Origin of the sequence: Robertmurraya sp. FSL R5-0851, from assembly GCF_038002965.1 — a bacterium.
GTDB classification, from domain to species: Bacteria; Bacillota; Bacilli; order Bacillales; family Cytobacillaceae; genus Robertmurraya_A; species Robertmurraya_A beringensis.
The window spans coordinates 627648-651423 of the sequence record NZ_JBBOOE010000001.1; the positions used below are offsets into that span (position 1 = coordinate 627648).

Consider the following 23776-nt stretch of genomic DNA (forward strand, 5'->3'; position numbering starts at 1 on the left):
ATTTTATTGGACTTATAGTATAGGGGGAACATACATGGCTGAAAAACAAGATAAACGGCCGCCATACGGAATTATTGGAGTTCTGTTAATTGGGGCTTTCATCACGTTTTTAAATAACACCTTATTAAATATTGCTTTGCCATCCATCATGAAGGATTTAGAGGTAGAAGCTGCCACGGTTCAATGGTTAACTACAGGCTTTATGCTCGTTAACGGGATATTAATTCCGGCTACGGCCTTCTTAATACAGAAATATTCTGTTCGTAATTTATTTTTAGTCGCTATGAGTTTATTCACGATCGGTACACTAGTTGCTGGTGTGGCTCACGAATTTCCGATTCTTTTAGCAGGACGTATGCTTCAGGCATCCGGATCGGCCATTATGATGCCATTGCTTATGAACGTCATGCTTGTTAGCTTCCCAATTGAAAAAAGAGGAACAGCGATGGGGGTATTTGGTTTAATTATCATGTTTGCGCCAGCGATTGGACCTACCTTATCAGGGTGGATTATTGAGCACTATGATTGGAGAATGCTTTTCCACTTTATTACCCCTATTTCAGTAGTAGTGGTATTAATCGGATTCTTCCTTTTAAAAGATAAGAAAGAAAAGAGTAATCTTCGTTTAGACTTTTTCTCCTTACTTTTATCAAGTATTGGATTTGGTGGAATCCTTTACGGCTTCAGCTCAGCAGGAAGCAAGGGCTGGGACAGTCCGCATGTGTACCTGGCGATTGCCGTCGGTTTCATTTCGCTAGTAACATTTATTTTAAAACAAATGAAGCAAGACACTCCGTTGTTAAACTTTGGAGTGTTTAAATACCCAATGTTTGCCTTGTCATCTACTATTTCCATGGTAACCAACATGGCATTGTTCTCAGGAATGATCCTTATTCCCATTTATGTTCAAACGATTCGTGGAATTTCTCCACTGGACGCAGGGCTAATGCTCCTACCAGGTGCCATCGCCATGGCGATTATGTCTCCTATTACGGGGAGATTGTTTGATAAATTTGGTGGGCGAGTATTGGCGCTTATTGGTTTAGGAATCACGGTGATCACTACGTATGAGTTTAGTCAGTTAACGGTAGATTTAAGCTATACCCACTTAGTTATCCTTTACACGGTCCGGATGATCGGGATGTCATTTGTTATGATGCCTGTTTCAACAAACGGATTAAATCAACTTCCGACGCGTTTCTATCCACATGGTACAGCAATGAACAATACGTTAAACCAAGTGGCTGGGGCAATCGGAACCGCATTACTCGTTACAGTTATGTCCAATCGTACAGAAACACACGCTCAAGAACTAGCTGACGAAGCGATGAAGACGGCAGCCGGTCAAGGAGCAGGAGTCGCACAGCCAACTGCTGAAATGATCGCTCAAATGAAAGAGCAGATCATGATGAAGGCGATGCTCGAAGGAATAAACGATGCATTCCTAGTGGCTACAGGGATTTCAATTGTTGCCTTCATTCTCGCTTTCTTTATCAAGCGTGCCACTCAAGCAGAGGATCCTCTAGAAGGAAAAGAGGCGCCAAAGGTGGTACCGGCGAAGTTAGCTGAGAATTAAATATAAAAAAGAAGAACTCCTTGAAAATGAAAAGGAGTTCTTCTTTTTTAGTTGTGCTTTTGATTGGGATACCTTCACCGTCTGTTTTGAAGTACGGTGTTCATGAAGATATTGAAATTTGTCTTATCCTTAATCAAGTAACCAGCAAAAGTAAAATAACCGGAGATTTTTACGTTAAATGTAGAACGGAGTTCGTTTTGGGGTAAATAAGTGGAGGTTTTCCGCTTATCCAAAGAAAAAACCCCTATTTTCAATTTTTCTGAGACAATAGGCGGAATCTCTCCGTCTATTTAGGTCTTTTTTAGAAAAAATTACTAATTAAGCGGAATACCTCCGTCTATTTATCAGATCGGTTGCTTAACCTGATCCACAGCCGATAGTGAGTAGCTACAGGCCCCATGTCCTCCCGAAGTCAACAACAATATTTTACCAAAACAAACATTTTCTACTTGCTAATCTACTAAACTACCTTTAGTATTAAATTTGTATTATCTAGATATGGGTATATAAAATTAAATTCCAACTATATATAGTGTTGTTGCCTTAAGATAAGATGCCGCACGGCTTAATAGGGAATCTGGTGAAAGACCAGAACTGCCCCCGCAACTGTAAATGCTGACAAAATGAACAAACCACTGTGTAGTTTGCTTACGAGAAGTAGGTGCCTAAATGGGAAGGGTTCAAAGTAGAGTGAAGCATAAGTCAGGAGACCTATCTTACTTAAGATGTTTCAACTTCTTCGGGGACTTGGGAAGATGAGACGATGGCGACAGAAGACAAAATCGTGTTTGCCTGTTTGTCTTTTGCTGAAATCGTTTCATCCGCTCAAGGACCCACCTTAGCGGATTTTTTATTTTCAGGAGGGACGAGCATGACAGTAGTAGATGTACATGAAGATTATAAGTCGGTGTTAAGAGCGATTGAAGAGTGTTCTTCAACTTATCAGTTAGACGCGACAGAGATAACAAAAATGATCAATGAATTAGAGGCAGCAAAAAAAGAAGTGAGCCAACAAGCTTTATTTTATTCTTTAAATAAAATCGCGATGGACCAGCCGGATTGGACTTTTGTTGCCGCACGAATCTATTTAACGGAACTATACAAACAAGCTTCACAAAACCGAAACTACGATTCCACATATACATATGGGGACTTTTACGATTTGCTAGCAACGTTAACGGAGAAAGGAATTTACTCTCCAAAACTGCTGCAAATGTATACAGAGGAAGAAATTAAACAATTAGCAGCGGGAATCAATCCGGAACGAGATCAGCTTTTCAACTATATTGGTCTGTTCCTCTTTGCCGATCGTTACCTTGCAAGAGATCATGATCGAAAGGTATATGAATTGCCGCAAGAGAGATTCATGGTGATTGCCATGACTATCATGATGAACGAATCGAAAGGCCAAAGACTAGAGTTAGTAAAAGAAGCTTATTGGGCATTAAGCCATTTATATATGACTGTCGCAACACCAACCTTATCCAATGCTGGGAAGAACTTCGGTCAGCTGTCCTCTTGTTTTATTGACACAGTGGATGACTCGCTTGACGGGATTTATTTGAACAATTGGGATATCGCTCGCTTAAGTAAAGAAGGCGGTGGCATCGGAATTTATTACGGAAAGGTTCGTGCGTTAGGTTCCGATATCAAAGGGTTCAAAGGGATGTCCTCTGGTGTTGTACCTTGGATTCGATTGATTAATGATACGGCTGTAAGTGTCGATCAATTGGGGCAAAGACAAGGAGCAGTCGCCATTTATTTAGATATATTCCATAAAGACGTGATGAATGGCTTCCTTGAGCTAAAAACCAATAACGGTGATGAACGAAGAAAGGCTCACGATATTTTCACTGGAGTTACCATTCCAGATTTATTTATGGAAAAACTTTTAGAAAAAGATGAAAATGGCAGAAGCATCGGGGAATGGCATACATTCTGTCCACACCAAGTAAAGCAGCTGATGGGCTGGAAGGACGAAAATGGAACACCTCTTGGACTTGAAGACTTTTATGATGAAAATGATAGAAAGTATTTTACGGAAAAATACGAAGAAGCGGTGAATCAGCCTCTTTTACCAAGAAAAACCTACCGTGCAATGGATATTATGGCCCGAATCATGGTCGCACAGTTAGAAACAGGTACACCATACATGTTCTATCGAGATGAGGTCAATCGTCAAAATCCAAATAAGCGTACAGAAGGAAGAACGTCTATCTACTGCAGTAATTTATGTACCGAAATTGCCCAAAACATGTCGAGTACAACGATTGTAAAAGAATACAAGGACGAAGATGGCAATCTAGTAATCGTAAGAAAGCCGGGAGAATTTGTTGTATGTAATCTTTCCTCGATCAATCTCGCAAAGTCTTATGGTGCCAATGAGCTTGAACGATTAATCAGAATTCAAGTGCGGATGCTAGACAATGTGATTGATCTAAATACCATTCCAGTCGGACAAGCCGAATTAACGAATCAAAAATATCGAGCGGTCGGCCTAGGTACGTTTGGATGGCATCACCTATTAGCCTTACAATCGATCCACTGGGAATCAGAGGAAGCGGTCCAGTTTGCTGATGAACTATACGAAAATATTGCCTATTATACCATCCAAGCTTCTATGGAGCTTGCGAAGGAAAAAGGAGCATTCAGTCAATTTGAGACGTCTGAATGGGCTACAGGAAAGTACTTCGAGCGGAGAAATTACACGTCCGAGCGTTGGAGTGAATTAAAGGAACAAGTAAAAACAAACGGAATTCGTAATGGCTGGCTGATGGCGATTGCCCCGAATTCTTCTACGGCAAAAATTGGTGGTTCCACCGATGGAATTGATCCATTGTACGCAGTAGAATATGCAGAGGAAAAGAAGAACTTTAAGTTCAAGGTAACCGCACCTGACTTAAACCATCGCACATACGCGTACTACCGTAGAGCAAGGCATGAGTTAGACCAAGTGTGGAGCATCCGCCAAAACGCTGCACGTCAACGCCATATTGATCAGTCCATCAGTTTTAATTTATATGTGAGACATGATATTAAAGCAAAAGACTTGCTCCATTTACACATAGAAGCATGGAAGCAAGGGTTAAAAACCACGTATTATGTGAGAAGTACCTCACAGTCAGAGATTGAAGAATGTGAAGCTTGCCATAGCTAAGCTTGAAAGGAGAAGGGACCATGTCAATCAATGCCCCATTAAATAAAATCAAACTGTTGAATCCAACTTTTCCAAATCGTTCAACAGGTATTATTAACGGACAATCTTCCGGTCTCTTAAACTGGAATGATATCGCCTATCCACAAATGTATGATTTGTATCAAACCTTGCTGTCTAATTTTTGGAAGGCACAAGAAATCAATATGCAAGATGATATTAAACAATGGGATTCATTATCTTCACATGAAAAGGATATCTTTTTACGAGTGAACACGCAGCTTGCCTCCCTTGATAGCCTTCAAACACCAACGATGAGTCAAGTGCTCGATTATGTGAGCGATTCTAGCTTTAAGGCCATCTTTGCGGTCATTGCTCAGCAGGAGGCTGTTCATAATGAATCGTACTCCTATATATTAAGTTCATTGGTTCCAGTCAGTGAACAAAATGCGCGTTTTAATCAAGCGAAGGATGACCCGATCGTGCAAAAGAGAAACCAACTTATTTTGGATGCTTATGAACAATTCCGTTCCCATCCAAATGCACAGAATTTATACGAGCTAGCCATCAACTCCATCATTTTAGAAGGAATCTACTTCTATGCGGGCTTTGCCTTTTTCTATAATCTTGCTCGTCAGCAAAAGATGTTAAAGACGAGTACGATGATTAGCTATATCCAAAGAGATGAGATGCAGCATGCGTATTTTATTTCTCAGTTTGTACGAATTATGTTAACGGAAAATCCAGAGCTCAATAACCCAGCAAATATTCAATATGCAAAGAATCGCATCAAAGAAGCGGTGGAGCTGGAGAAGGAATGGGCGGGAGAAATATTAGCAGAGATGAACGGAATTGATCTGGAAGAGTTCGGACAATATGTGGAGTATCTGGCCAATAAAAGGCTTCGTCAATTGGGTCTGGATCATCTTTATGGTGACCGTGAAAATTCAATGCCATGGATTCAAGTGTTTAGTGACGAAATGATTAATGAAACCAAGTCAGACTTTTTTGAGCAGAAATCCCGTACCTATACAAAGGTGACACAGTCCAATGGCTTTGACGAACTTTAAGGGAAAAGTAGCGATTGTCTATTCATCCGTCACGGGGAATACAGAAGAACTTGTTCGTATGGTAGCAAGCTGCCTTCAATCACGATCAATGTCTACGGATTTATTTCAAGTAGAAGATTTTCTCCGTGCGAACATGGATGACTATGATGGGTTGGTCATCGGAACTTACACATGGGGCAATGGAGAAATTCCAGTAGAAATGAAGCCTGTGTACCAAGAAATAGAACGTCAACATGTTCGAGAGCTCGCCACAGGAGTGGTTGGGACGGGGGATTCCTTTTACCCTTCCTTTTGTGGAGCGGTGGATGAATTTAGGGATATGCTCTATGTTCATACTTCCTTAGTAGCCACACTAAAAGTAGAATTACAGCCACAGTTTAAGGATTATGAAAAATGTGAAAAACTGGCTGAGTTAATGATAGAAAAAATTCAAAGTCGGACCTATAGTACGGTGTGAAAAAGGTAGTGGGCTCTTGCCTACTACCTTTTTTTATATTCAATGTTTACCATATATATAATTTGGGTATAAAGGAGGGTCTCTATTTTTGTAGAGGGACTGCATGCGCAAGGCAGATCCTTCTTTTTTGTGTTTAATTATAGACAAAAATGAATATATTAAACTAGAATTATATGTAAATTTCAATGAGTAAAAATGAAAGATTTGTTTAAAAATACCATTCTTTGTTAAAATAAAGAGTGAGGGTAAAGCAGATGACGGATAAGCAAATGAATGAGCTTGTTAGTTTTTTACTAGCAGGAGATGAAATAGAAACCGGTAAAGACCAGTAGAAAATCATGGTGGAATTATAGAGGTTTCGAGTAAACCTGGGGAAGGGACGACCTTCATTCTTGTTCTACCTTTAGTATAAACGACTTACGTAAGGGAGAAGAAACAATCTAATAGTATTTACGCTTCATGAAGTCATGATCATAACTATTAAATTCTTTCGGATTGCAGCAAGTTTATGGAAAAAGGGGTATAGTAAGTTTTGAAAATATCAGACAAATAGTTGATGGATGCTTATGCTGCAGCATTGAAGTTGGCTTTAGATCATGAACTTATACAGTTATTAGAGGAAGAGGTAGACAAAAGAAAATTAAGACAATTAGTAGAAAACTATTCAATTGAGCAGTGATTGACCTTTAGCCAGATACTATTAGATAGACAAGTTACCTTTACGAGCAGGTATGGCAGGTTAAATTAATGAGAAGTAAGGGCGATTCTATAAATTTGCAGGAGCAAACCTTTAAGGGAATCCGCTAATTTTCGTTCATAGGGGATAGGGAATTGACAGAAACTTACTTGGAATTACACGCAATGGATAAAGAACTATTGTTTGAGGCATTTACCCATGCCCCATTAGGAATGGTGCTGTTAGGGATAAATGGTAAGATCGTGCAAACAAACTCGTCCTTTTGTCATTTTACAGGATATTCAAATGAAGTAATCGTTCAATTAGGGCTAAGATGTTTATTATATGAAGAAGATTATGTAACAATAGATTCAAATTATCGAATGTTAGTAGCTGGAGAGGTAGATTCTTTTCAAGTAGAAAAGCGGTTTGTACATAAGAAAGGTCATGTGGTTTGGGGATCCATCAATGCCCATAAAGTTAGTACGTCACAAGCGGATTATATTATTGGCCAAGTGGTTGATATCACATCTAGTAAACAGATGGATCCACAAGTGGAGACGAATCATTCCCAGCTAGAATCTTTTATTGATAATCATTTAGACCCTATTTTAATCTTCGATGAAAAAGGGGTTCTAACAAAAGCTAATACTAAGTTTGAGGAAGAGTTTGGTTGGAATCTTCAGGAATTAATCGGTATTAGAATGCGCGATGTTAGATTTTTTGCAGATGAAGAAGAAGAGCCATTAAAGGAAAAGGTCCTTCGTGGAGAATGTGTGGAAGGGTACGAAACAACGGTTAAGAAGAAAAATGGAATGACAATGGATGTTATGATTACAAGCTTTCCGATTAAGGACTATCAGGGGGGCAAGAACGGGCTCGTTGTTAGTTTTCGTGATATAACAGTCCGAAAACAAGCGGAAGAACTAATGATTCAGTCGGAAAAGCTTTCAATTGCTGGACAGTTGTCAGCTGCGATTGCACATGAAATTCGAAATCCTATTACAGCAATTAAAGGGTTTTTAAAGCTTCTGCAAAACTCCAATGAAAAACAGCTGTATTATGAAATCGTTGAGTCAGAAATCGCTCGAATTGAACTGATCTTAAGTGAACTCTTATCACTAGCAAAGCCACAAAAAAACAATTTTAAAGAGACCGATTTACGCTTAACCTTAAAGCAATGTATTTCACTATTAGATGCAGAAGCCAATATGAAAAGTGTTCAGGTGGATTTAAAGCACGAAAGTCTTCTACCAATGATTCATTGTGATGAGAACCAAATTAAGCAAGTGTTCATTAATTTTATGAAAAATTCTTTTGATGCCATGCCTAACGGAGGGTCATTACATATTGAGATGGAAAATTGCATGCGGACTTCTGGTATCACCATTCGGTTCAAAGATACCGGATGTGGAATACCAAAGGAAATTTTATCCAAGATCGGACAGCCCTTTTATACGACAAAAGAAACGGGAACGGGTTTAGGGTTTATGGTAAGTAAGAATATTATTGAGGGCCATAGCGGCACCGTACATATCTCAAGTGAAGTAAATATAGGAACAACGATTGAAATCGTTTTACCAAGCTTTAGTAACATATAATAACCTCATCCGAGTGTGGATGAGGTTGTTATTTTTATCCAATATAAGCAATGATTCCTTCATTGTCGTCTAAATGTAGCTTGATTGGAGCATATGGATCTCTTCCTAAATATTCATCGATCCAAAGGCGTAACGCTTCAATTAAATTCGCAGTGATAAGCACTTGTTTTCGATCATCCACGAACACTTCAGCAGAAAAGCCGTAATCATCATCATACATAAGCTCTACTTCGACTGCTTCAGGTTTGATTTGCTTTTTCTTAGCGATATAAACACAAATTGCATTAATAATATCTTGTTCGGGAATAATTAGCTTCTCCATGGGTTCGTATTCTCTTGCTTCTTTTTCTTTTTAAGAGCGGTAAAAACCATGCGAATGACACTAATTAAGATGATAATAGCAAACACATTGACCATGAATCCAAGAATGGAACCTAAGATTCCCATGTTTGCAAATAGACTACCAAATAATAGACCAGCAAGTCCACCGATCATAAGTCCCTTCATCAGACCGCCGGAGAAGAATCCTTTATTTGCTGTAGTGGTAGATTTATTAGTTGTGGTCGAATCCGATTTTTTATTTTGGAAGAATGAATTGTTGTTATTGGTCGTTGTATTTGAATTATTGTTGAAGCTTTTCTTTCCTGATTTATACGATTTTGCTTCCACTGTCGTGGTGTGATCTTGGAACACAATGTTTCCAACTGGTGAAAAAATAAGTGCTGCCATTAGCAAAGCTGATAGTAACTTTTTCATTCCTTTTGTTTTCCCCCTGTAATGTATATTTCTACTTCTCTATTGTATACGAAGTAAGGATGAAAGGGTTTCGTTTTTTATAAAAAAAATAGAATGGAAAGAGGTTCCATTCTATTTTTGAGGGCTTAGGATGCTTTCGTTTCTACTAGTTGGGATGGAACGGGCTTTTTTTCAAAGATTCCAAGGAGCCATCCGATAGCTGTTCCAACGAAAGCAGGAATGATCCATTCAAGACCAACAGAGGCAAATGGGAGTGCCTTTGCCACCGATTGTAAAAATCCTAGGTTCACTCCAGCTGTAGCAAGGCCACTATTTACAGCAAAAATACCGGTAAATAACATTGCGCTGCCATATACTTTACGAATATTTTTGTAATAACGACTAAAGAAAGTGAGCAAGGTTAAAACGATTGTTAGCGGATAAGCTGTCACAAGGAACGGAACAGAAACTTTTAAAATTTGTGCAAGTCCCATATTGGAAAGGGTAAACCCAATGAGTGTAACAATCAGGGCCACTGTTCGATAGCTTACTTTAGGTAGAAGCTTCGAGAAGTACTGACCACATGCAACCGTAAGACCGACGACAGTTGTAAAGCAAGCTAACGTAAAGATAAATCCTAGAAGTGCCTTGCCACTTGAACCAAGTAGTAGGGTGGATGCGGCAGTTAACAAATCAGTACCGCTTGCATATGAACCAGAAGCAGCCATTTTTCCACCGATAAGTCCTAGGCTTACATAAACGAGTGAAAGAAGAACGCCAGCGACAAGTGCTGCCTTCAAGGTATACTTGGTTAATTGTTTCTTATCTGTAATTCCTCTTTGTTTAATCGCAGATAAAATAACGATTCCAAACGCAAGAGCGGCAAGAGCATCCATCGTGTTGTATCCTTCGATGAAGCCTGTGGAAAAGGCATTCGCTTGATACGGCTCAGCGGGTGTTTGCAAATGGCCATCCATCTTAAATAAACCGATTGTGCATAAAGTGACCATTGCCACGAGTAAGACTGGAGTGATCCAGCGCCCCATATATTGTTCCATCTTTGAAGGGTTTAAACTCACTACAAATACAAGCGCAAAAAAGACCGAAGAAAATGCTAATAATACGAAAGCTGAGTTGGAGGAGCTTCCTAAGAATGGTTTGATTCCCATCTCATAAGCAACATTTGCATTTCTTGGAATCGCTAAAAATGGTCCGATGGAAAGGTACACAATCACCATAAAAATCGTGCTGAACCATGGATGGACGCGATTGCCGATTTCTGCAGCTCCATCTTTAACTAGTGAAACAGCAAGAAGCACAGCAAAAGGCAATCCAACACCTGTTAAAATAAACCCGCCAATCGCTAGCCAATAAGAGGTGCCCGCTTGTGCTCCTAATACCGGAGGGAAGATCAAATTTCCAGCTCCAAAAAACATAGAGAATAACATTAATCCAATAACCAAAGTGTCAAATTTCTTCATTTTCTTTTCCCCTTTTCTATTTTAGAAAAATAAAAAGACCCGTCCCTAATGAAAGGGACGAGTCTGATAGCTCGCGTTACCACCCTAATTCCGCTGCAAAAAAGCAGTCGGCTCTTAGTCAACGTACCAACATACGTGATCCTTGTAACGGCGGAACCCGTCAAAGCTTACTAGTGTTCAGCTTTGCATCTCGGAGATGATTTTCAGATCCAGCTTGAACATCGACTTTCACCACGCGTCGACTCTCTTTAGTACAAGGGGTTGAATCCTACTCTTCTCGTCATCAATTTGTAATATGGTTATTAATTTAACAAATGAAAAATGTTATGTCAATATATTTTGAACATTTATATTTTTAATAATTGGATGAATATAATTATTATTCTCCGATGATTTCAATTCGATTTCCGAAGGGGTCATCGATATAAATCCGATCCACATCGGGAATAAGGGTGTCCTCTTTGTACGGAACATGATGATCTTGTAGGTGATCTTTTAAAGAGTTCAGGTTTTTAACTACGAACGCCGGGTGAGCTTTTTTAGCTGGAGAAAAGGGTTCTTCGATACCGATATGAAGCTCTTGTTGAGCACCGAGTTGAAACCAAACCCCTCCGCGTTTTTTTAGCGCCGCCGGTTTTTCGATTTCTGTTAAACCAAGAATCGTACTAAAAAAATGCCTCGTTTGATCCTCACTATCAGCCGGTGCAGCAAGTTGAATATGATCAATTTTAATAAATGAAAAGTTCATACAATCGGTCCTTTCCGTGTTTGATAGTTTAAGTGTAGGAAGAATGAGGAGATAAGTAAAATATGGAAAATTTATGATGGGGAATAAGGGGGGCTTATTGGGTGTAGTTGGGACCTGGCAAAACTTCCTCCCACACAGCACAAAATCAACGAAAAAACTCCCGCCTCCATGCGGGAGTTCGGCCTATTTCATCTGAAAATACGTATCTAGTACTCTACGCCCGATGGTTAAGTTCGGGGAGGGACCTGTGTCTCCAGTGTACACCCATGGAACAATGACGGCCATGGCTACTTCGGGGTTACTTGAAGGCGCGTAACTGATTAAGCTCACATTCATCACTTCCGGTGGTGCGTTTTTAGGGAATTGATCACGGTCTGGTCCGTCATAGAAGGATTGTGCGGTACCTGTTTTTCCTGCAGGGCTATAAGGGGCAGAACCAAAGGCTTTTGCTCCTGTTCCTGAGGTCATCACTCGGCGGAATCCGGTTTGAACTCGTTCGACCCATTCGTCCTTCATGCTGACCCGATTTAATATATTTGGTTGTATTTCTTGGTAAACGGGGCCAAGCTTATCAATAGACGTACCAGGCTCACGGATTTCCTTTACAATATGCGGCTGAATGCGGTAGCCTCCATTAGCAATCGTTGCGGCATATTGAGCAAGCTGCATCGTTGTGTACGTATCATATTGTCCAATAACTAAGTCAAGGGCAAAACCTGGCTTCGTTGAAGGTCCTTTAAATCCGGTCATTTCATTTGGTAAGTCAATTCCTGTTTTTGCACCTAATCCAAATTGAGCAAAGGAATCTCTAATTTTTGAAAAAGTGTCTGGTGCTAAGCTTAAAGGAGCATTTGGTACATACTGTCCTCCTCCGATTTTTATGGCAGTACGGAACATATACACGTTAGAGGATTGCTCTAATGCATACAGATCATTAATCGTCCCCATATTTCTCCATGATTTTTTCACGGGAGTTCCTTTAATGGCAATGGGTCCGTCATATAGGGAAGTATTTGGAGAAATAGCACCCGTTTGGTATCCTGTAAGCACGGTTGCTCCCTTCACGGAGGAACCTACATTATAGGAGGTAGTAATGTTGCCAAGCGCGAAGTCCTGGATTTCAAGGTTACCTGTTTCTTCGCTTCTCGCTAAAAGCTTTCCAGCCATTGTTAAAATCTCACCGGTATTTGGATCCATTAAAACAACAAAGGCACGGTCTAGAAACTTTGTTCCGCCAAATCCCCGTTTGGTAGCAAGAAGCTCTTCTTCTAGTATTTTTTCAACGGCTAGCTGTAAGTCCATATCAATGGTCAGGATGAGGTCCTTGCCGCGCGTTCCATCGGATACGGGGACCGTTCCTACATTATTTCCTGCTTTGTCTTTTAAGTATTTTATTTTGGATTTATTTCCGCGCAGAACATCTTCATATTGATATTCCAGATAGCTTTTTCCAACACGATCATTTCTACTATAGCCGCGTGAGAGATAGTAATCTAGCTGTTCTGCTGGTATCCCTTCTTCACTAGTAGTGGTTTTTCCTAAGATTGTTTTTAATGTATTTTCGAATGCATACGTTCGTTCCCAGTCCGTCACCGTGTCTACACCAGGTAAAAAGTTAAGATTCTCACTAACCATAGAGAATTCTTTATCGGTTACACCAACATTTTTTACGAGATGAGGGGTATATTCGTAGCCACTTGCAAATTCACGGTAAATAGAAATTATCTGCATATCCTTCTCTTTTAGAGAGGCGAGATCTTCGGGAGTAATCCGTTCTAGCAACGTGTCATAATACTTTTTGTTAAATTCTTTTTCACTGTCTGTTGAATCTCTCATGGCCTCTTCTTCGGATGTGGATATTTTCTCTTTCACCAATAAAGGATTTTTTATGATCCAATAATCTTTTTTGTCCCGATCTCTCACTTTCTTTGTATCCATCTTGATGAGTTCGGAGAGATTTTCTGCGGTTTTTAACATTTCCTCCTGACTGGCTCCCCAGTTGGTGTATGTAATCGCGTTTTGAGCAATGTTATCCACTACTATTTTTCCGTTTCGGTCGTACATTTTTCCGCGTGGAACGGGTTGGCTAACAATGATTTCGTTTGTTCTTTCGAGTTCTTCCTTATAGGCTACGCCCTGGACCATTTGTACGGTACCTAAGCGCACAATGAGGATGACGAATAAGACAAAAACAATAAAAAATAGGAGATTTACTCGTAAGGGAACATGTCTCTTTTTGCTGGCTTTTTTCATCATGAACTACACTCCTTAGAAGGGAACGATTCTACTGGTATATATTTCTATTTTTATCATAATCTATGACGTTCTTAATAACAATAAAGTTTCAATTTTTTGATTTATTTACAGGTTATTCACATGTTGTGGATTACTATTGTGAAAATGCTGTTAGTAAACTGTATACAACTTAAATAATCCACATTATCCACATTTTATAAGCAAAGTTATACACATTATCCACAGAAATGAACTTTAACGAGAACAAACATGAGGATAAATAAAAAAAATTATAAACAACCTGTCCAAATGCCTCTTTTCTTTCTATATAGAAGGTGAGAGGAGGTGATAGAGATGGCACAGGCGATAATCATGGATACGAAGCTTAAAGTATTGTTTGAGAATGGGTTGAACTCGAAAGGAGAAGTTATCATTAAAACGAAGATATTTAGTAATGTGCGTAAGGAGGCTACAGCGGATCAACTTTTTCAAGCAGGTCAAGCATTAGCAAGTCTTTGTTCACTACCAGTTGTGAACATTGAACGAGCTGACAATTTTGAGTTGGTAAACGCGTAAGTAGGGCTCAGTTATTAAACAATAGGAGGTGAAAAAATTGGCCAAAACATTAGAATTACAATTCATAACAGAAACAGGTGAAACTTCGACGATTAGTTTGGAGTCTCCCAAGGAACCTGTTGATACAGCTGCCGTGAAGGTGGCGATGGATCAAATTGTTGCTTCAAATGCATTTTATAGTGCGAAGGGACAGCTGGTTTCCCCTAAAGGAGTTAGAGTTATTGAGAGAAATGTAACACCTTATGAATTAGCTTAGTATAAGAGAGAGTCGGTTGAAATGGACCGACTCTCTTTTTGCTACATAACGATTTTGCACCAAAGGACTTTTTCCTTGATTCTTACACCAGCTAATTTTCCGAACGGTATGTCTCGAACGACTTCAATGTCATTAAAGTTAATGGTGAGTTTGTTATCTTCGTATGTTACCCCGTCCGCATCTTTTAAGAGCTTCTTTTTCATGGACTCCTTTAGACTCGGCTTTAAGTCGACTACCTCAAATTGTATCCGTCTTCCTTTTGCCATGATAGGTTTCAATTCTAGTCGGAAAGGAACAGGTACGAGCATGACCTTGGTATTTCCTGTTAAGACCAGATGTTCCCCTTCAAACGAACATTGTAAATTGGAGGTTCCTTCTAATGGTTGAAGATGTAGCAGGCGGTTGACCAGTTCTTCTGACATACGAATAGGTGTACCAGTCGCAATTTTATTGAGCAGGCTTTCCACCGTCCAAGATTGATCATTTAATTCCCCAAGCTTTCGCTGCATTGTTTCGAGAAACTCGTTCATGCGGTCTCCTCCAAGCTGTCATTTTTCTAGTTGTTCGAATTCATTCATTACATTATATGGACGGGAAAAATAAAAAATGAATAAAGTCGCAAAAAGTTAGTGTACAACTAAATACGCTTGATTTTTCCATATTTTTCATATATAGTACATTATATCAGTAATGCACTAGCGTACCATATGGATATAGGAGGTGAGGAACATGATCTTAAACTCAAATAGTATGAAGCCAATCTATGTACAAATTGCTGAGTATTTAGAAGGGGAGATATTAAGGGACTCCATTCGGCCTGACGAAAAGATTTACTCTCAATATCAGCTGGCGGAAATGTTCAACATCAATCCTGCTACGGCAGCAAAAGGGTTAAATTTATTAGCGGATGAAGACATTTTGTACAAAAGGAGAGGGCTTGGCATGTTTGTGGCTGCAGATGCAAAGAAGATCATCCTCACAAAACGAACCAACACCAAACTGAAGGAGCTTATTGAAGAAACGGTTAGGGAAGCTCGGCAATTAGGCATAAGTAAGGAAGAACTAATAGAGATGATTCAAAAGGAGGGGGAAGAGTAATGAATATCGTTGCATGCAAGAACCTGTCAAAAACATATGGAAGGCATCAAGCTTTAAGAAGTGTTTCTTTTTCTCTTGAGGGTGAAAAGATCATAGGGTTGATTGGTCGAAACGGAGCGGGTAAGTCCACTTTATTAAAACTGATGGCAGGCTTTCTGGAAAAAACATCTGGGGAGATCCACATTTTTTCGGAAGAACCCTTTAATAGCCTAAAAGTTTCTGCTAACACCATTTTTATGAGTGATGAAGTCACCTTTAATCCTGCTCTTACATTAGAAGACATTCTAAAGGCAGCAGAAAGCTTTTATCCGAACTGGAATCGTGATTTAGCCCACCGACTTTTAGATTATTTTTCTATCTCCCTACATTCCTACCACGCCAGTCTCTCAAAAGGGATGCGAAGTACATTCAACACGATTATGGGGCTATCCACTAGAGCACCACTAACCTTATTTGATGAACCAACGACAGGGATGGATGCGGCCGTTCGTAAGGATTTTTACCGTGCCATTTTAAAAGATTATTTAGCCCATCCACGAATGATCGTCATATCCAGTCATCTGTTAAATGAGATGGAGGAACTATTCGAAGAGATCTTGCTGATAAAAGAAGGGGCCGTTCATCTTCATGAAAGTGTGGAAAATTTGAAAGAATTCGCGGTTGGTGTGACCGGAAGAACTTCCGTAGTGGAAGAGTTGTTGATAAATGAAACCGCTATTTTCCAACAAGCAGTTGGGATTGATCAGAGCTATGCTGTTGTGAAACGCGGGGTAGAAGTAGAGCGGCAAGCAAAGTTACTAGAACTTGAGCTGTCACCTGTTTCCGTTAGTGATTTATGGATGTATATTACAAGCAAGTCTAAGGGAGGGATTGATCATGTATTTGACAGAGAGTAATATCCGAGACGTTGTTTTCAAACAGTATCGCTACAAACTGCAAGCGTATTTGGGCGTTTTTACCTCTCTTATGTTTATCCAAGTGCTTGGGATGTTATTTTCGATAAGCGGAACGGGCTCTATGGGAGGGAGTGCCGGTACCTTTAGTTACGATGTAAAAACCTACAGTGGTAGTTTGGTGGCTATTTTTACGTTGGTTTGGGCTTTTTCAAACGGAATCTCGCTGACCACCAAGCAGCATAGATATGATGACTTCAATTTTATTACGACTCGACAGGTGAGCAATCTTGCGAATGTACTGTTTCTAGCGACAGCGAGTGTGATTGCTGCCATCATGGGGCTTCTAACCACGTATGCATTAAGATTAGTGGTTTCACAGTTTTTGAGAACACCATCGATTGCGGTAGATCAGTTGTCTTTGGTAGAGGCATGTAAGGGTTTAGGAGGATTTTTTCTCTATATTTTATTGTTTGCGAGCGTTGGTTATTTTATTGGAATGCTTGCTCAGATGAATAAGATAGTCGCATTTTTACTTCCTGTGCTTCTTATTGTTGTCATTACGATCCAAGCGTACTTAGGAGGAGAAGCTACATTAATCGTCGATATAGGGAGTTTCTATGTTCTTGAGGCTTCGTTTTTCCTTTTCGCTGTTAAAAGTGTCATCACTACCTTTTTCTTTTTTCTACTCGCATATATGTTAGGAAATCGTTTGGAGGTGGGGGTATGATGGTAGCCATTATTCTACTAATCTTGGTGATAGCTGCAGTCGTTTCTCAACTGTCCAAATCGAAGAAAAAGGCTCGGATCGGAATGAAAACTACAAGATTTCTACTTCTTGGTTACGTAGGTTTGCTGATTCTGTTTGCTGGTGCTTCTTGGCTTCTACCTACGAATAGTTCCTCTTTTGAAATGATGTCAGAAGAGGAAGTGGAAAAGAGTATGGAGCTTCAGGATAAGGTGATGAATGAGGCGTTCCGAGGATCCTTTGAAGAAGAGAATGGATTAGATGTTGTAGAGAAGTGGAACTTTCCAATAACCGGTGACGAGCTGGGTATTACAACCCTTAATGATTATTATGTTCAAGTGTTTATAGAGAAAAGCCCGGATATGGGAAAAGAAATTCAGGTTACTCATTATTCTGGAAAAACCATTGTGAACGGAATGGATCTTACTGACAAAAAAGGTGCCATTCAAATGGAGATGCAAGGGAATAAACTTGAAATTATGAATCCCTCTCATGTAGCAGTAAATTTAGCCGAGATATCAAGTGGATTTCCATTTCAACAATTCTCCTCAGAGAAGGTTGAATGGTTCTCCGGCGGATCTTACGGCAACATTGGAATGGATGTACTGTATATAAAAGCACCTGAAGGGCTGAAAATAGAAGGCGAAGCCCTCTACGTCAACTGAACTGTCCACCCCAGGCGTACAAATACGGTCCAAGTGTCCACGAACGGTGACAGACACCCTTCGTGGACAAAAAGGGGCATTTTGTCCACGAAGGGTGTCTGTCACCGGGAGGTCTTTCGAATCTGTTGACAGGTGGGGCTTTTTTGTGATATTTAAATAGTGATTAGCACTCGGAGTGGTAGAGTGCTAAAGGAATTACGTATATTGATTGATGAGAGGGGATTTTAGAATGGAAAAGAAGCAATTCCAGGCAGAGTCAAAGAGATTGTTAGACATGATGATTCACTCCATTTACACACACAGAGAAATTTTTCTACGTGAATTGTTATCAAACGCAAGTGATGCGATTGATAAAATTTATTATCGTGCCTTAACCGACGATAACATCACTTTTGATAAAGACAACTATTTTATAAAGATTGCTGCTAACAAAGAGAGCAGGAAGTTAACGATTACCGACACAGGTATTGGTATGACCAAGGAAGAGCTGGAAAACAATCTAGGGGTCATCGCTAAAAGTGGCTCACTTGCCTTTAAGTCTGAAAATGAGCTAAAGGATGGTCACGACATTATTGGGCAGTTTGGTGTTGGATTTTATTCTGCATTCATGGTGGCAGACGTGGTTACGGTTATCACCAAATCACTAGGAAGCGACACGGCTTATAAGTGGGAATCAGAAGGTGCCGATGGTTATACGATCGAGCCGTATGAAAAAAGTGAAGTGGGAACGGAAATCATCCTTACCATTAAGCCAAATACAGAAGACGATAACTACGATGAGTTCTTAGAAGAATATCGTCTCAAATCCATTGTAAAAAAATACTCCGACTTCATTCGTTACCCTATTAAAATGGATACTACGAGCAGTCGTTTAAAAGAAGGCAGTGAGTCGGAATACGAAGAGGTTACAGAAGAGCAAACCATTAATAGCATGGTGCCAATCTGGAGAAAGAACAAAAACGAATTAACAACAGAGGACTACGAAAACTTTTACGCGGAAAAACATTACGGCTTTGATAAGCCTTTAAAGCATATTCATATCAGCGTGGATGGTGCGGTTCGTTATCAAGCGGTGTTATATATCCCAGAAAAAATTCCATTTGATTACTACACGCAGGAATATGAAAAAGGGTTGGAGCTTTATTCAAACGGTGTTCTCATCATGAATAAATGCGCGGATCTATTACCGGACTATTTCAGCTTTGTGAAAGGGATGGTGGATTCCGAAGATTTATCTCTCAATATCTCTAGAGAAATGTTGCAACATGATCGTCAATTAAAACTCATTGCGAAAAATATTAAAAACAAAATCAAAGGTCAGCTACAAAGCTTGTTAAAAGAAGACCGCGAAAAGTACGAAGCCTTCTTCCAATCCTTTGGCCGCCAATTAAAGTTTGGTGTTTATAGCGATTTTGGAAGCAATAAAGAGACGCTTCAGGATCTCATCATGTTCTATTCATCAAAAGAAAAGAAGCTTGTTACATTAGATGAGTATGTGTCAAGAATGCCTGAGGATCAAAAGTATATTTACTATGCATCAGGTGAGTCAGTAGAGCGCATTGAAAAGCTTCCTCAAACCGAGCTTGTGGCGGATAAAGGCTATGAAATCCTTTATTTCACAGATGATATTGATGAGTTTGCGATTCGTATGCTAATGAATTATAAGGAAAAAGAATTCAAGTCCGTCTCTAGTGGTGATTTAGGAATTGAAGAGCAAGCAGATGAAAAAGAGTCAGCAGAACAAACGGAGAACCAAGAACTGTTTGAATACATGAAGTCAGCGCTTGGAGAAAAGGTAAAGGCCGTACGTGTATCTAAGCGTCTTAAATCACATCCTGTTTGCTTAACAACGGAAGGTGACGTGTCCATTGAGATGGAGAAAGTTCTCCAAGCGATGCCAAATAACCAAAATGTCAAAGCAGACAAAGTGTTAGAAATCAACGTGAACCACGAAGTATTTGCCTCCTTAAAGGATGCGTTTGCTAATGACAAGGACAAGCTAACCTTGTTTACAGGGCTTCTTTACAATCAGGCATTGCTCATTGAGGGGTTACCAATCGAAGATCCAGTAGAATTTACAAACGATATTTGCAAAATTATGGTGTAAGTATGTGAGGGCACTCAATTTGGGTGCTCTTTTCTTTTTACCCTCAAAAAAATACCACCGATCCTTGTTATTGTATCAAGGGGTGTACTACTATGAAGATATACACTATCTTCACCTGGAGGTGACAGGTTCTGCTTCACCTAACAAAACATCATAATCCAGAGCAAAACCCAGAGTTGATTCGGCGTTGGTCAAAGTTCTCAACCCCAATAGATCAACTGATCAAAGAGACGGACACTCTTTTTCGGAAAATTGTCGTGCATCCTAGTCCTTCCATAAATGATATGAGTACCCTCGTAAATGAAAAGGGGGAGGCGATCCCCTCATGGCTTCCAGATTTAGACGTCGAATTCCAGAAACTTCAAAGTGAAATAAAGTACGAAAGAAATGTGGTTGACTTTGGGGCAGTTGGTGATGGAATAACTGACAATACAAACGCTTTTCGAAAAGCCATTGGTCGAGGCAGCTGTAAGATTATTATCCCTGAAGGTGTATTTGTCACAAAAGGAATTAAACTTCCCTCCAACACGATCCTTGTTGGGGCAGGAAAGGGAAAAACAATACTTAAACTCCATCATGACGCTCTAAAATCCGCCATTCTTCTCACCAATAAACATCATATCAGTGGAAATCACCATATTTATGTGGAAGGTATGACCCTTGATTGGAATGTGAATCGACTATCGAGTGAGGAAAGAACCGCGAGTGGAAACAATCGATCGAGTTGCTTCACATTTGCTCATGTGAAGTATGGGTGGGTGAAAAAGGTAGAAGCCATTGATGCTGGGTTACATGCCTTTGACGTTTCTTCTACGCTTTACTATTACATAAAAGATGGATTCATGGGTCCAGGAAGAAGTCAGTATATCTGGCTCGATGAATGTAACGGATACGGATTTGGAGATGACGGAATTACCACTCATCATAGTGATTATATTTTTATATCTAAATCGCATATGTGTGATCCAAGTGGAAGAGCTCATGAAACGGGCTCTTGCAACTCAAATGGCATTGAAATCGATGATGGCTCGAGATATGTCTGGCTTGCGAACAATACGACAACTAGATGCTTTGGGGGAGTGGAAGTCAAGGCTCATCATAATGCTTCCGCTGCTTCCTATGTCACCATCATTGGGCATTTGTCGGTTCAAGATAATCGCGCCTTCAACTTCCGCCATATCGGTCATCATAAAGGAAATGATCCACAGTCGAAAACAGCCTATAACCTAAAAGCCATGAATCTGGTTGCCATTGCTCCTATCTTTACTTCCCTTTATAAAGTGTCAACTCCAAGAGCGATGGTGGTCTCCGCATACCGGAATGTCGTGGTGAACCAATTCACTATTCTTGGGGACCCTTCGTATGATTTTGAGGGACACCCTGTCATAGCCATCCAGTATCGTGCAAAACAGGTGGTCCTTCATAAAATCTATATAGATGGTTTTTATCATGCAGGTGGGATAAAAGGTAAATTTTATACATCAGAGGAGCTAACATGAAAGAACAGGATTTCGACAAGAGCTTACATATCGTCACAACGGGTGAACAACTCCATTTTTACAAGTCATTGCAATTTCACCGGTATGAAGCCACACCCTATTTGCATCTTCAACAACTCATCCATGAATATGAATTCAAACCATCGGACCGTATCGTTGACTTTGGCTGTGGAAAAGGAAGGCTAAATTTCTTTCTCTATCACTATACTGGAGCAATCGTAACGGGTGTAGAGATGAATGAGGAGTATTATCAGCTTGCCTTGAAAAATAGAGAAAATTATCGTAAAAAGTATGGCTCAGATCATTCGATTCACTTTTTTAACGGTTTTGCAGAGGAATACCCGATCCACAAGCAGGATATTATTTTTTACTTTTTTAACCCGTTCTCTATTCATATTTTCCGGAATATAATTCATCGTATCCTTCAATCGGTGGAGGAGAATGATCGAGACATCAAGCTGATTTTGTACTATGCAAGTGAAGAGTATATCGACTTTCTAGAAAGTATGGGCATGTTTCAGCTAACATCCGAGATCATTTGTTCAGAAGGAAATCCGTTTGAGAGATTTTCTATTTATGGCTTAGCTTTTTAAGGGGGAATCGCTATGGAGAAACTGCTAGAGCAAGACATTATTACATATGTGAAAAATTTGCCTGGCTGGAAATGGGACGAGGGTAAATGGATGAGCAAAAGATATCGATTTCAAAACTATTTAACAGGTGTTTCTTTTGTAAATGAGCTAGCAAATTATTCGGAACATCGTAATCATCATCCATTTATCTCTATTGATTATAAAGTGGTAACGATAAAACTTAGCTCTTGGAATGCTGGAGGTCTCACTTCACTGGATATGGAAATGGCAAAAATATTTGATGAGATTTACGATCAATTTGTGGAATAAGAAAAGGCGGGAGTGCTTAATGCGCTCTCGCCTTTTCTTTTCCAAATACAGTGTAATATAGCAGTATCGCAATGAACACAGAAATGGCTGATGCTATGTAGATGCTATGGTAGTCTAACCAGAAAGCAATTTGTCCAAACACGATCGCACCAATTCCCACGCCTAAATCGAAGAAGGAGAAAAAGGTAGCATTAGCCATTCCGCGCCTGCTAATAGGAGAATTTTGAACACTCCACGCTTGAAGAGCCGGTTGCACCGTACCAAAGCCGAACCCATAAATAATGGCTGCTAAATAAAGGATCGTGCTATTTGGAATCCAGGCAAGCAGAATCATGGCAGCCATAATCATGATCGAACCAGCGGGGAATACAAAGCGATGCCCTTTTTGATCATAGAGCTTTCCAGCAAACGTTCTTGAGATCAGAAGAGCAATAGCATAAAGGAGAAAGTACCATTCAATTCCTTCAATTCCTTTTTTTACTGTATATAAAGGAAGGAAGGAAGCGATTCCACCAAATGTAACCGTGATAAAAAGAAGCAGAATCGAAGGGGGCAAAGCCGTTTTTTCGTAAAAGTCGAGCTTTTTAGGTTCAGAAGTAGTTACGGGTACAACGGGTTTAAATCTAATCCGAGAAGATAAGGCAATAGCGACGGCACCGAGTACGCCGCAAATCAAGAAAAGTTCAGTAAAGCTAAGGTAACCTACTAGCGCAAGTCCGAGTGTCGGCCCCATGGCAAGCGCTAAGTTGCCAGAAAGACCGTAATATCCCATTCCTTCTCCACGACGTTTGGATGGAATCAAATCGGTCGCAATCGTACCTGAAGCAGTTGTGGACAGTCCCCACCCGACTCCTTGAATAATTCTTAAAATAAATAAGAAAACAAGTCCTCCAGCCATACCGAAAGCACCAGTGGATAGGACGAAAATCCCTAATCCAACCAGATAAATAAATCGGCGTCCTCTGCTTTCTAGCGCATGCCCAGCGTAAGGTCGAATTAATAGGGCGGAAAAAGTAAAGATTCCCACAACCACTCCAATCAGCTGGTCATTTCCACCGAGGTTCTCCACAAATAAAGGAATGGTGGGCAAAGTCATTTGAAAGCCAAGGAAAACAAAAAAGTTTGATAAGCAAATGAGAATAAAGTCACGTGTCCATATTTTCTCTTTCTCTTTTTCTGAAGGTGGAGCTTTTTCCGCAAGAGGTGTGCTCATAACCATCCACTCCCATTCGGGAAAATCCCGTTTCTCTAATCATTGTGTTAAACAAAATATATGTACGAATTTATATAAAAATGGTG

The 23776-nt window shown here is 39.9% G+C and carries 23 protein-coding genes, 1 riboswitch and 1 other annotated feature; of the genes, 16 read left to right on the forward strand and 7 right to left on the reverse strand.

Translation table 11 applies throughout. The annotated features are described in order from the left end of the window. Positions 1-34: 34 nt before the first annotated feature. The 6 genes from MKX65_RS03260 (at position 35) to MKX65_RS03280 (ending at position 8534) form a co-directional block, all read left to right on the forward strand. Positions 35-1576 carry a DHA2 family efflux MFS transporter permease subunit gene (locus tag MKX65_RS03260; RefSeq protein WP_340902302.1) on the forward strand — a complete coding sequence of 514 codons (1542 nt, stop codon included), beginning with the start codon at positions 35-37 and terminating at the stop codon, positions 1574-1576. Positions 1577-2110: 534 nt separating this feature from the next. Next, a riboswitch (cobalamin riboswitch) is annotated at positions 2111-2308 on the forward strand. A 139-nt stretch (positions 2309-2447) separates the two neighbouring features. Beyond that, entirely contained in the window at positions 2448-4733 is a 2286-nt protein-coding gene (locus MKX65_RS03265) for a ribonucleoside-diphosphate reductase subunit alpha (RefSeq protein WP_340906150.1), read from the forward strand. 20 nt (positions 4734-4753) lie between these two features. After that, complete coding sequence (locus MKX65_RS03270; RefSeq protein WP_340902304.1) at positions 4754-5800, forward strand: ribonucleotide-diphosphate reductase subunit beta; 1047 nt, start codon at positions 4754-4756, stop codon at positions 5798-5800. Then, positions 5781-6257 (forward strand): flavodoxin domain-containing protein, encoded by a 477-nt coding sequence (locus MKX65_RS03275; protein ID WP_340902306.1) that lies wholly within the window; start codon positions 5781-5783, stop codon positions 6255-6257. Before MKX65_RS03270 ends, MKX65_RS03275 begins: the two co-directional genes overlap by 20 nt. Positions 6258-6813: 556 nt before the next feature. Next, complete coding sequence (gene sda / locus MKX65_RS27015) at positions 6814-6936, forward strand: sporulation histidine kinase inhibitor Sda (protein WP_445677902.1); 123 nt, start codon at positions 6814-6816, stop codon at positions 6934-6936. A gap of 152 nt (positions 6937-7088) precedes the next feature. After that, a complete protein-coding gene (locus tag MKX65_RS03280) occupies positions 7089-8534 on the forward strand; it encodes a PAS domain S-box protein (RefSeq protein WP_340902307.1) in 1446 nt (481 codons plus the stop codon). A gap of 34 nt (positions 8535-8568) precedes the next feature. Here the strand turns inward: MKX65_RS03280 and MKX65_RS03285 are convergent, their stop codons facing one another. The 5 genes from MKX65_RS03285 to MKX65_RS03305 all read right to left on the reverse strand — a co-directional run bounded on the left by MKX65_RS03285 (position 8569) and on the right by MKX65_RS03305 (position 13754). Next, positions 8569-8856: a YxcD family protein gene (locus MKX65_RS03285; protein WP_160547275.1), complete on the reverse strand. Its 288-nt coding sequence runs from the start codon at positions 8854-8856 to the stop codon at positions 8569-8571. Next, a complete protein-coding gene (locus tag MKX65_RS03290) occupies positions 8844-9290 on the reverse strand; it encodes a hypothetical protein (protein WP_160547274.1) in 447 nt (148 codons plus the stop codon). Before MKX65_RS03290 ends, MKX65_RS03285 begins: the two co-directional genes overlap by 13 nt. A gap of 125 nt (positions 9291-9415) precedes the next feature. After that, positions 9416-10750 carry a branched-chain amino acid transport system II carrier protein gene (brnQ, locus tag MKX65_RS03295; RefSeq protein WP_340902308.1) on the reverse strand — a complete coding sequence of 445 codons (1335 nt, stop codon included), beginning with the start codon at positions 10748-10750 and terminating at the stop codon, positions 9416-9418. A 50-nt stretch (positions 10751-10800) separates the two neighbouring features. Beyond that, positions 10801-11043 (reverse strand) — a binding site (T-box leader). 86 nt (positions 11044-11129) lie between these two features. Next, positions 11130-11498, reverse strand: a complete 369-nt coding sequence (locus MKX65_RS03300; RefSeq protein ID WP_340902309.1) for a VOC family protein — start codon at positions 11496-11498, stop codon at positions 11130-11132. Positions 11499-11681: 183 nt separating this feature from the next. Continuing rightward, positions 11682-13754, reverse strand: a complete 2073-nt coding sequence (locus MKX65_RS03305; protein WP_160547272.1) for a penicillin-binding transpeptidase domain-containing protein — start codon at positions 13752-13754, stop codon at positions 11682-11684. A gap of 333 nt (positions 13755-14087) precedes the next feature. On the opposite strand from MKX65_RS03305, the gene MKX65_RS03310 reads away from it, so the two are divergent. Then, a complete protein-coding gene (locus MKX65_RS03310; protein ID WP_160547271.1) occupies positions 14088-14309 on the forward strand; it encodes a DUF1659 domain-containing protein in 222 nt (73 codons plus the stop codon). Between the two features lie 28 nt (positions 14310-14337). Then, the gene (locus MKX65_RS03315; RefSeq protein WP_377058935.1) at positions 14338-14565 is read left to right on the forward strand and encodes a DUF2922 domain-containing protein; all 228 of its coding nucleotides are present in this window, start codon (positions 14338-14340) and stop codon (positions 14563-14565) included. Positions 14566-14606: 41 nt separating this feature from the next. Here MKX65_RS03315 and MKX65_RS03320 read toward each other — a convergent pair whose 3' ends face one another. Continuing rightward, a complete protein-coding gene (locus MKX65_RS03320) occupies positions 14607-15095 on the reverse strand; it encodes a hypothetical protein (RefSeq protein WP_160547269.1) in 489 nt (162 codons plus the stop codon). Between the two features lie 199 nt (positions 15096-15294). Between MKX65_RS03320 and MKX65_RS03325 the strand changes: the two genes are divergently transcribed. From MKX65_RS03325 to MKX65_RS03360, 8 genes are all read left to right on the forward strand, one after another. Continuing rightward, positions 15295-15663 (forward strand): GntR family transcriptional regulator, encoded by a 369-nt coding sequence (locus MKX65_RS03325; RefSeq protein ID WP_340902311.1) that lies wholly within the window; start codon positions 15295-15297, stop codon positions 15661-15663. After that, on the forward strand, positions 15663-16559 hold the full coding sequence (locus MKX65_RS03330; RefSeq protein ID WP_340902312.1) for an ABC transporter ATP-binding protein: 897 nt from the start codon (positions 15663-15665) through the stop codon (positions 16557-16559). Before MKX65_RS03325 ends, MKX65_RS03330 begins: the two co-directional genes overlap by 1 nt. After that, a complete protein-coding gene (locus MKX65_RS03335; protein WP_340902314.1) occupies positions 16540-17286 on the forward strand; it encodes a hypothetical protein in 747 nt (248 codons plus the stop codon). The genes MKX65_RS03330 and MKX65_RS03335 overlap by 20 nt, the downstream gene beginning before the upstream one ends. Further along, positions 17283-17969: a hypothetical protein gene (locus MKX65_RS03340; RefSeq protein WP_340902316.1), complete on the forward strand. Its 687-nt coding sequence runs from the start codon at positions 17283-17285 to the stop codon at positions 17967-17969. The genes MKX65_RS03335 and MKX65_RS03340 overlap by 4 nt, the downstream gene beginning before the upstream one ends. Positions 17970-18198: 229 nt before the next feature. Next, complete coding sequence (htpG, locus tag MKX65_RS03345; RefSeq protein ID WP_340902318.1) at positions 18199-20076, forward strand: molecular chaperone HtpG; 1878 nt, start codon at positions 18199-18201, stop codon at positions 20074-20076. Positions 20077-20252: 176 nt separating this feature from the next. Then, complete coding sequence (locus MKX65_RS03350; protein WP_340902319.1) at positions 20253-21575, forward strand: glycosyl hydrolase family 28-related protein; 1323 nt, start codon at positions 20253-20255, stop codon at positions 21573-21575. Further along, on the forward strand, positions 21572-22168 hold the full coding sequence (locus tag MKX65_RS03355) for a class I SAM-dependent methyltransferase (RefSeq protein ID WP_340902320.1): 597 nt from the start codon (positions 21572-21574) through the stop codon (positions 22166-22168). The genes MKX65_RS03350 and MKX65_RS03355 overlap by 4 nt, the downstream gene beginning before the upstream one ends. Before the next feature lie 12 nt (positions 22169-22180). Continuing rightward, positions 22181-22477: a 4a-hydroxytetrahydrobiopterin dehydratase gene (locus tag MKX65_RS03360; RefSeq protein ID WP_340902321.1), complete on the forward strand. Its 297-nt coding sequence runs from the start codon at positions 22181-22183 to the stop codon at positions 22475-22477. Positions 22478-22493: 16 nt separating this feature from the next. Here the strand turns inward: MKX65_RS03360 and MKX65_RS03365 are convergent, their stop codons facing one another. Next, positions 22494-23690: an MFS transporter gene (locus tag MKX65_RS03365; protein WP_340902322.1), complete on the reverse strand. Its 1197-nt coding sequence runs from the start codon at positions 23688-23690 to the stop codon at positions 22494-22496. Positions 23691-23776: the final 86 nt, after the last annotated feature.

Excerpts from the sequence above, each read along its gene's own strand:
- MKX65_RS03330 (WP_340902312.1), top strand. The coding sequence starts at position 15,663 with ATGAATATCGTTGCATGCAAGAACCTGTCAAAAACATATGGAAGGCAT.
- brnQ (WP_340902308.1), bottom strand. The coding sequence starts at position 10,750 with ATGAAGAAATTTGACACTTTGGTTATTGGATTAATGTTATTCTCTATG.
- MKX65_RS03365 (WP_340902322.1), bottom strand. The coding sequence starts at position 23,690 with ATGAGCACACCTCTTGCGGAAAAAGCTCCACCTTCAGAAAAAGAGAAA.
- MKX65_RS03300 (WP_340902309.1), bottom strand. The coding sequence starts at position 11,498 with ATGAACTTTTCATTTATTAAAATTGATCATATTCAACTTGCTGCACCG.
- MKX65_RS03320 (WP_160547269.1), bottom strand. The coding sequence starts at position 15,095 with ATGAACGAGTTTCTCGAAACAATGCAGCGAAAGCTTGGGGAATTAAAT.
- htpG (WP_340902318.1), top strand. The coding sequence starts at position 18,199 with ATGGAAAAGAAGCAATTCCAGGCAGAGTCAAAGAGATTGTTAGACATG.
- MKX65_RS03260 (WP_340902302.1), top strand. The coding sequence starts at position 35 with ATGGCTGAAAAACAAGATAAACGGCCGCCATACGGAATTATTGGAGTT.
- MKX65_RS03355 (WP_340902320.1), top strand. The coding sequence starts at position 21,572 with ATGAAAGAACAGGATTTCGACAAGAGCTTACATATCGTCACAACGGGT.
- MKX65_RS03310 (WP_160547271.1), top strand. The coding sequence starts at position 14,088 with ATGGCACAGGCGATAATCATGGATACGAAGCTTAAAGTATTGTTTGAG.
- MKX65_RS03325 (WP_340902311.1), top strand. The coding sequence starts at position 15,295 with ATGATCTTAAACTCAAATAGTATGAAGCCAATCTATGTACAAATTGCT.
- MKX65_RS03290 (WP_160547274.1), bottom strand. The coding sequence starts at position 9,290 with ATGAAAAAGTTACTATCAGCTTTGCTAATGGCAGCACTTATTTTTTCA.
- MKX65_RS03305 (WP_160547272.1), bottom strand. The coding sequence starts at position 13,754 with ATGATGAAAAAAGCCAGCAAAAAGAGACATGTTCCCTTACGAGTAAAT.
- MKX65_RS03285 (WP_160547275.1), bottom strand. The coding sequence starts at position 8,856 with ATGGAGAAGCTAATTATTCCCGAACAAGATATTATTAATGCAATTTGT.
- MKX65_RS03270 (WP_340902304.1), top strand. The coding sequence starts at position 4,754 with ATGTCAATCAATGCCCCATTAAATAAAATCAAACTGTTGAATCCAACT.
- MKX65_RS03265 (WP_340906150.1), top strand. The coding sequence starts at position 2,448 with ATGACAGTAGTAGATGTACATGAAGATTATAAGTCGGTGTTAAGAGCG.
- MKX65_RS03360 (WP_340902321.1), top strand. The coding sequence starts at position 22,181 with ATGGAGAAACTGCTAGAGCAAGACATTATTACATATGTGAAAAATTTG.
- MKX65_RS03275 (WP_340902306.1), top strand. The coding sequence starts at position 5,781 with ATGGCTTTGACGAACTTTAAGGGAAAAGTAGCGATTGTCTATTCATCC.
- MKX65_RS03340 (WP_340902316.1), top strand. The coding sequence starts at position 17,283 with ATGATGGTAGCCATTATTCTACTAATCTTGGTGATAGCTGCAGTCGTT.
- MKX65_RS03335 (WP_340902314.1), top strand. The coding sequence starts at position 16,540 with ATGTATTTGACAGAGAGTAATATCCGAGACGTTGTTTTCAAACAGTAT.
- sda (WP_445677902.1), top strand. The coding sequence starts at position 6,814 with ATGGATGCTTATGCTGCAGCATTGAAGTTGGCTTTAGATCATGAACTT.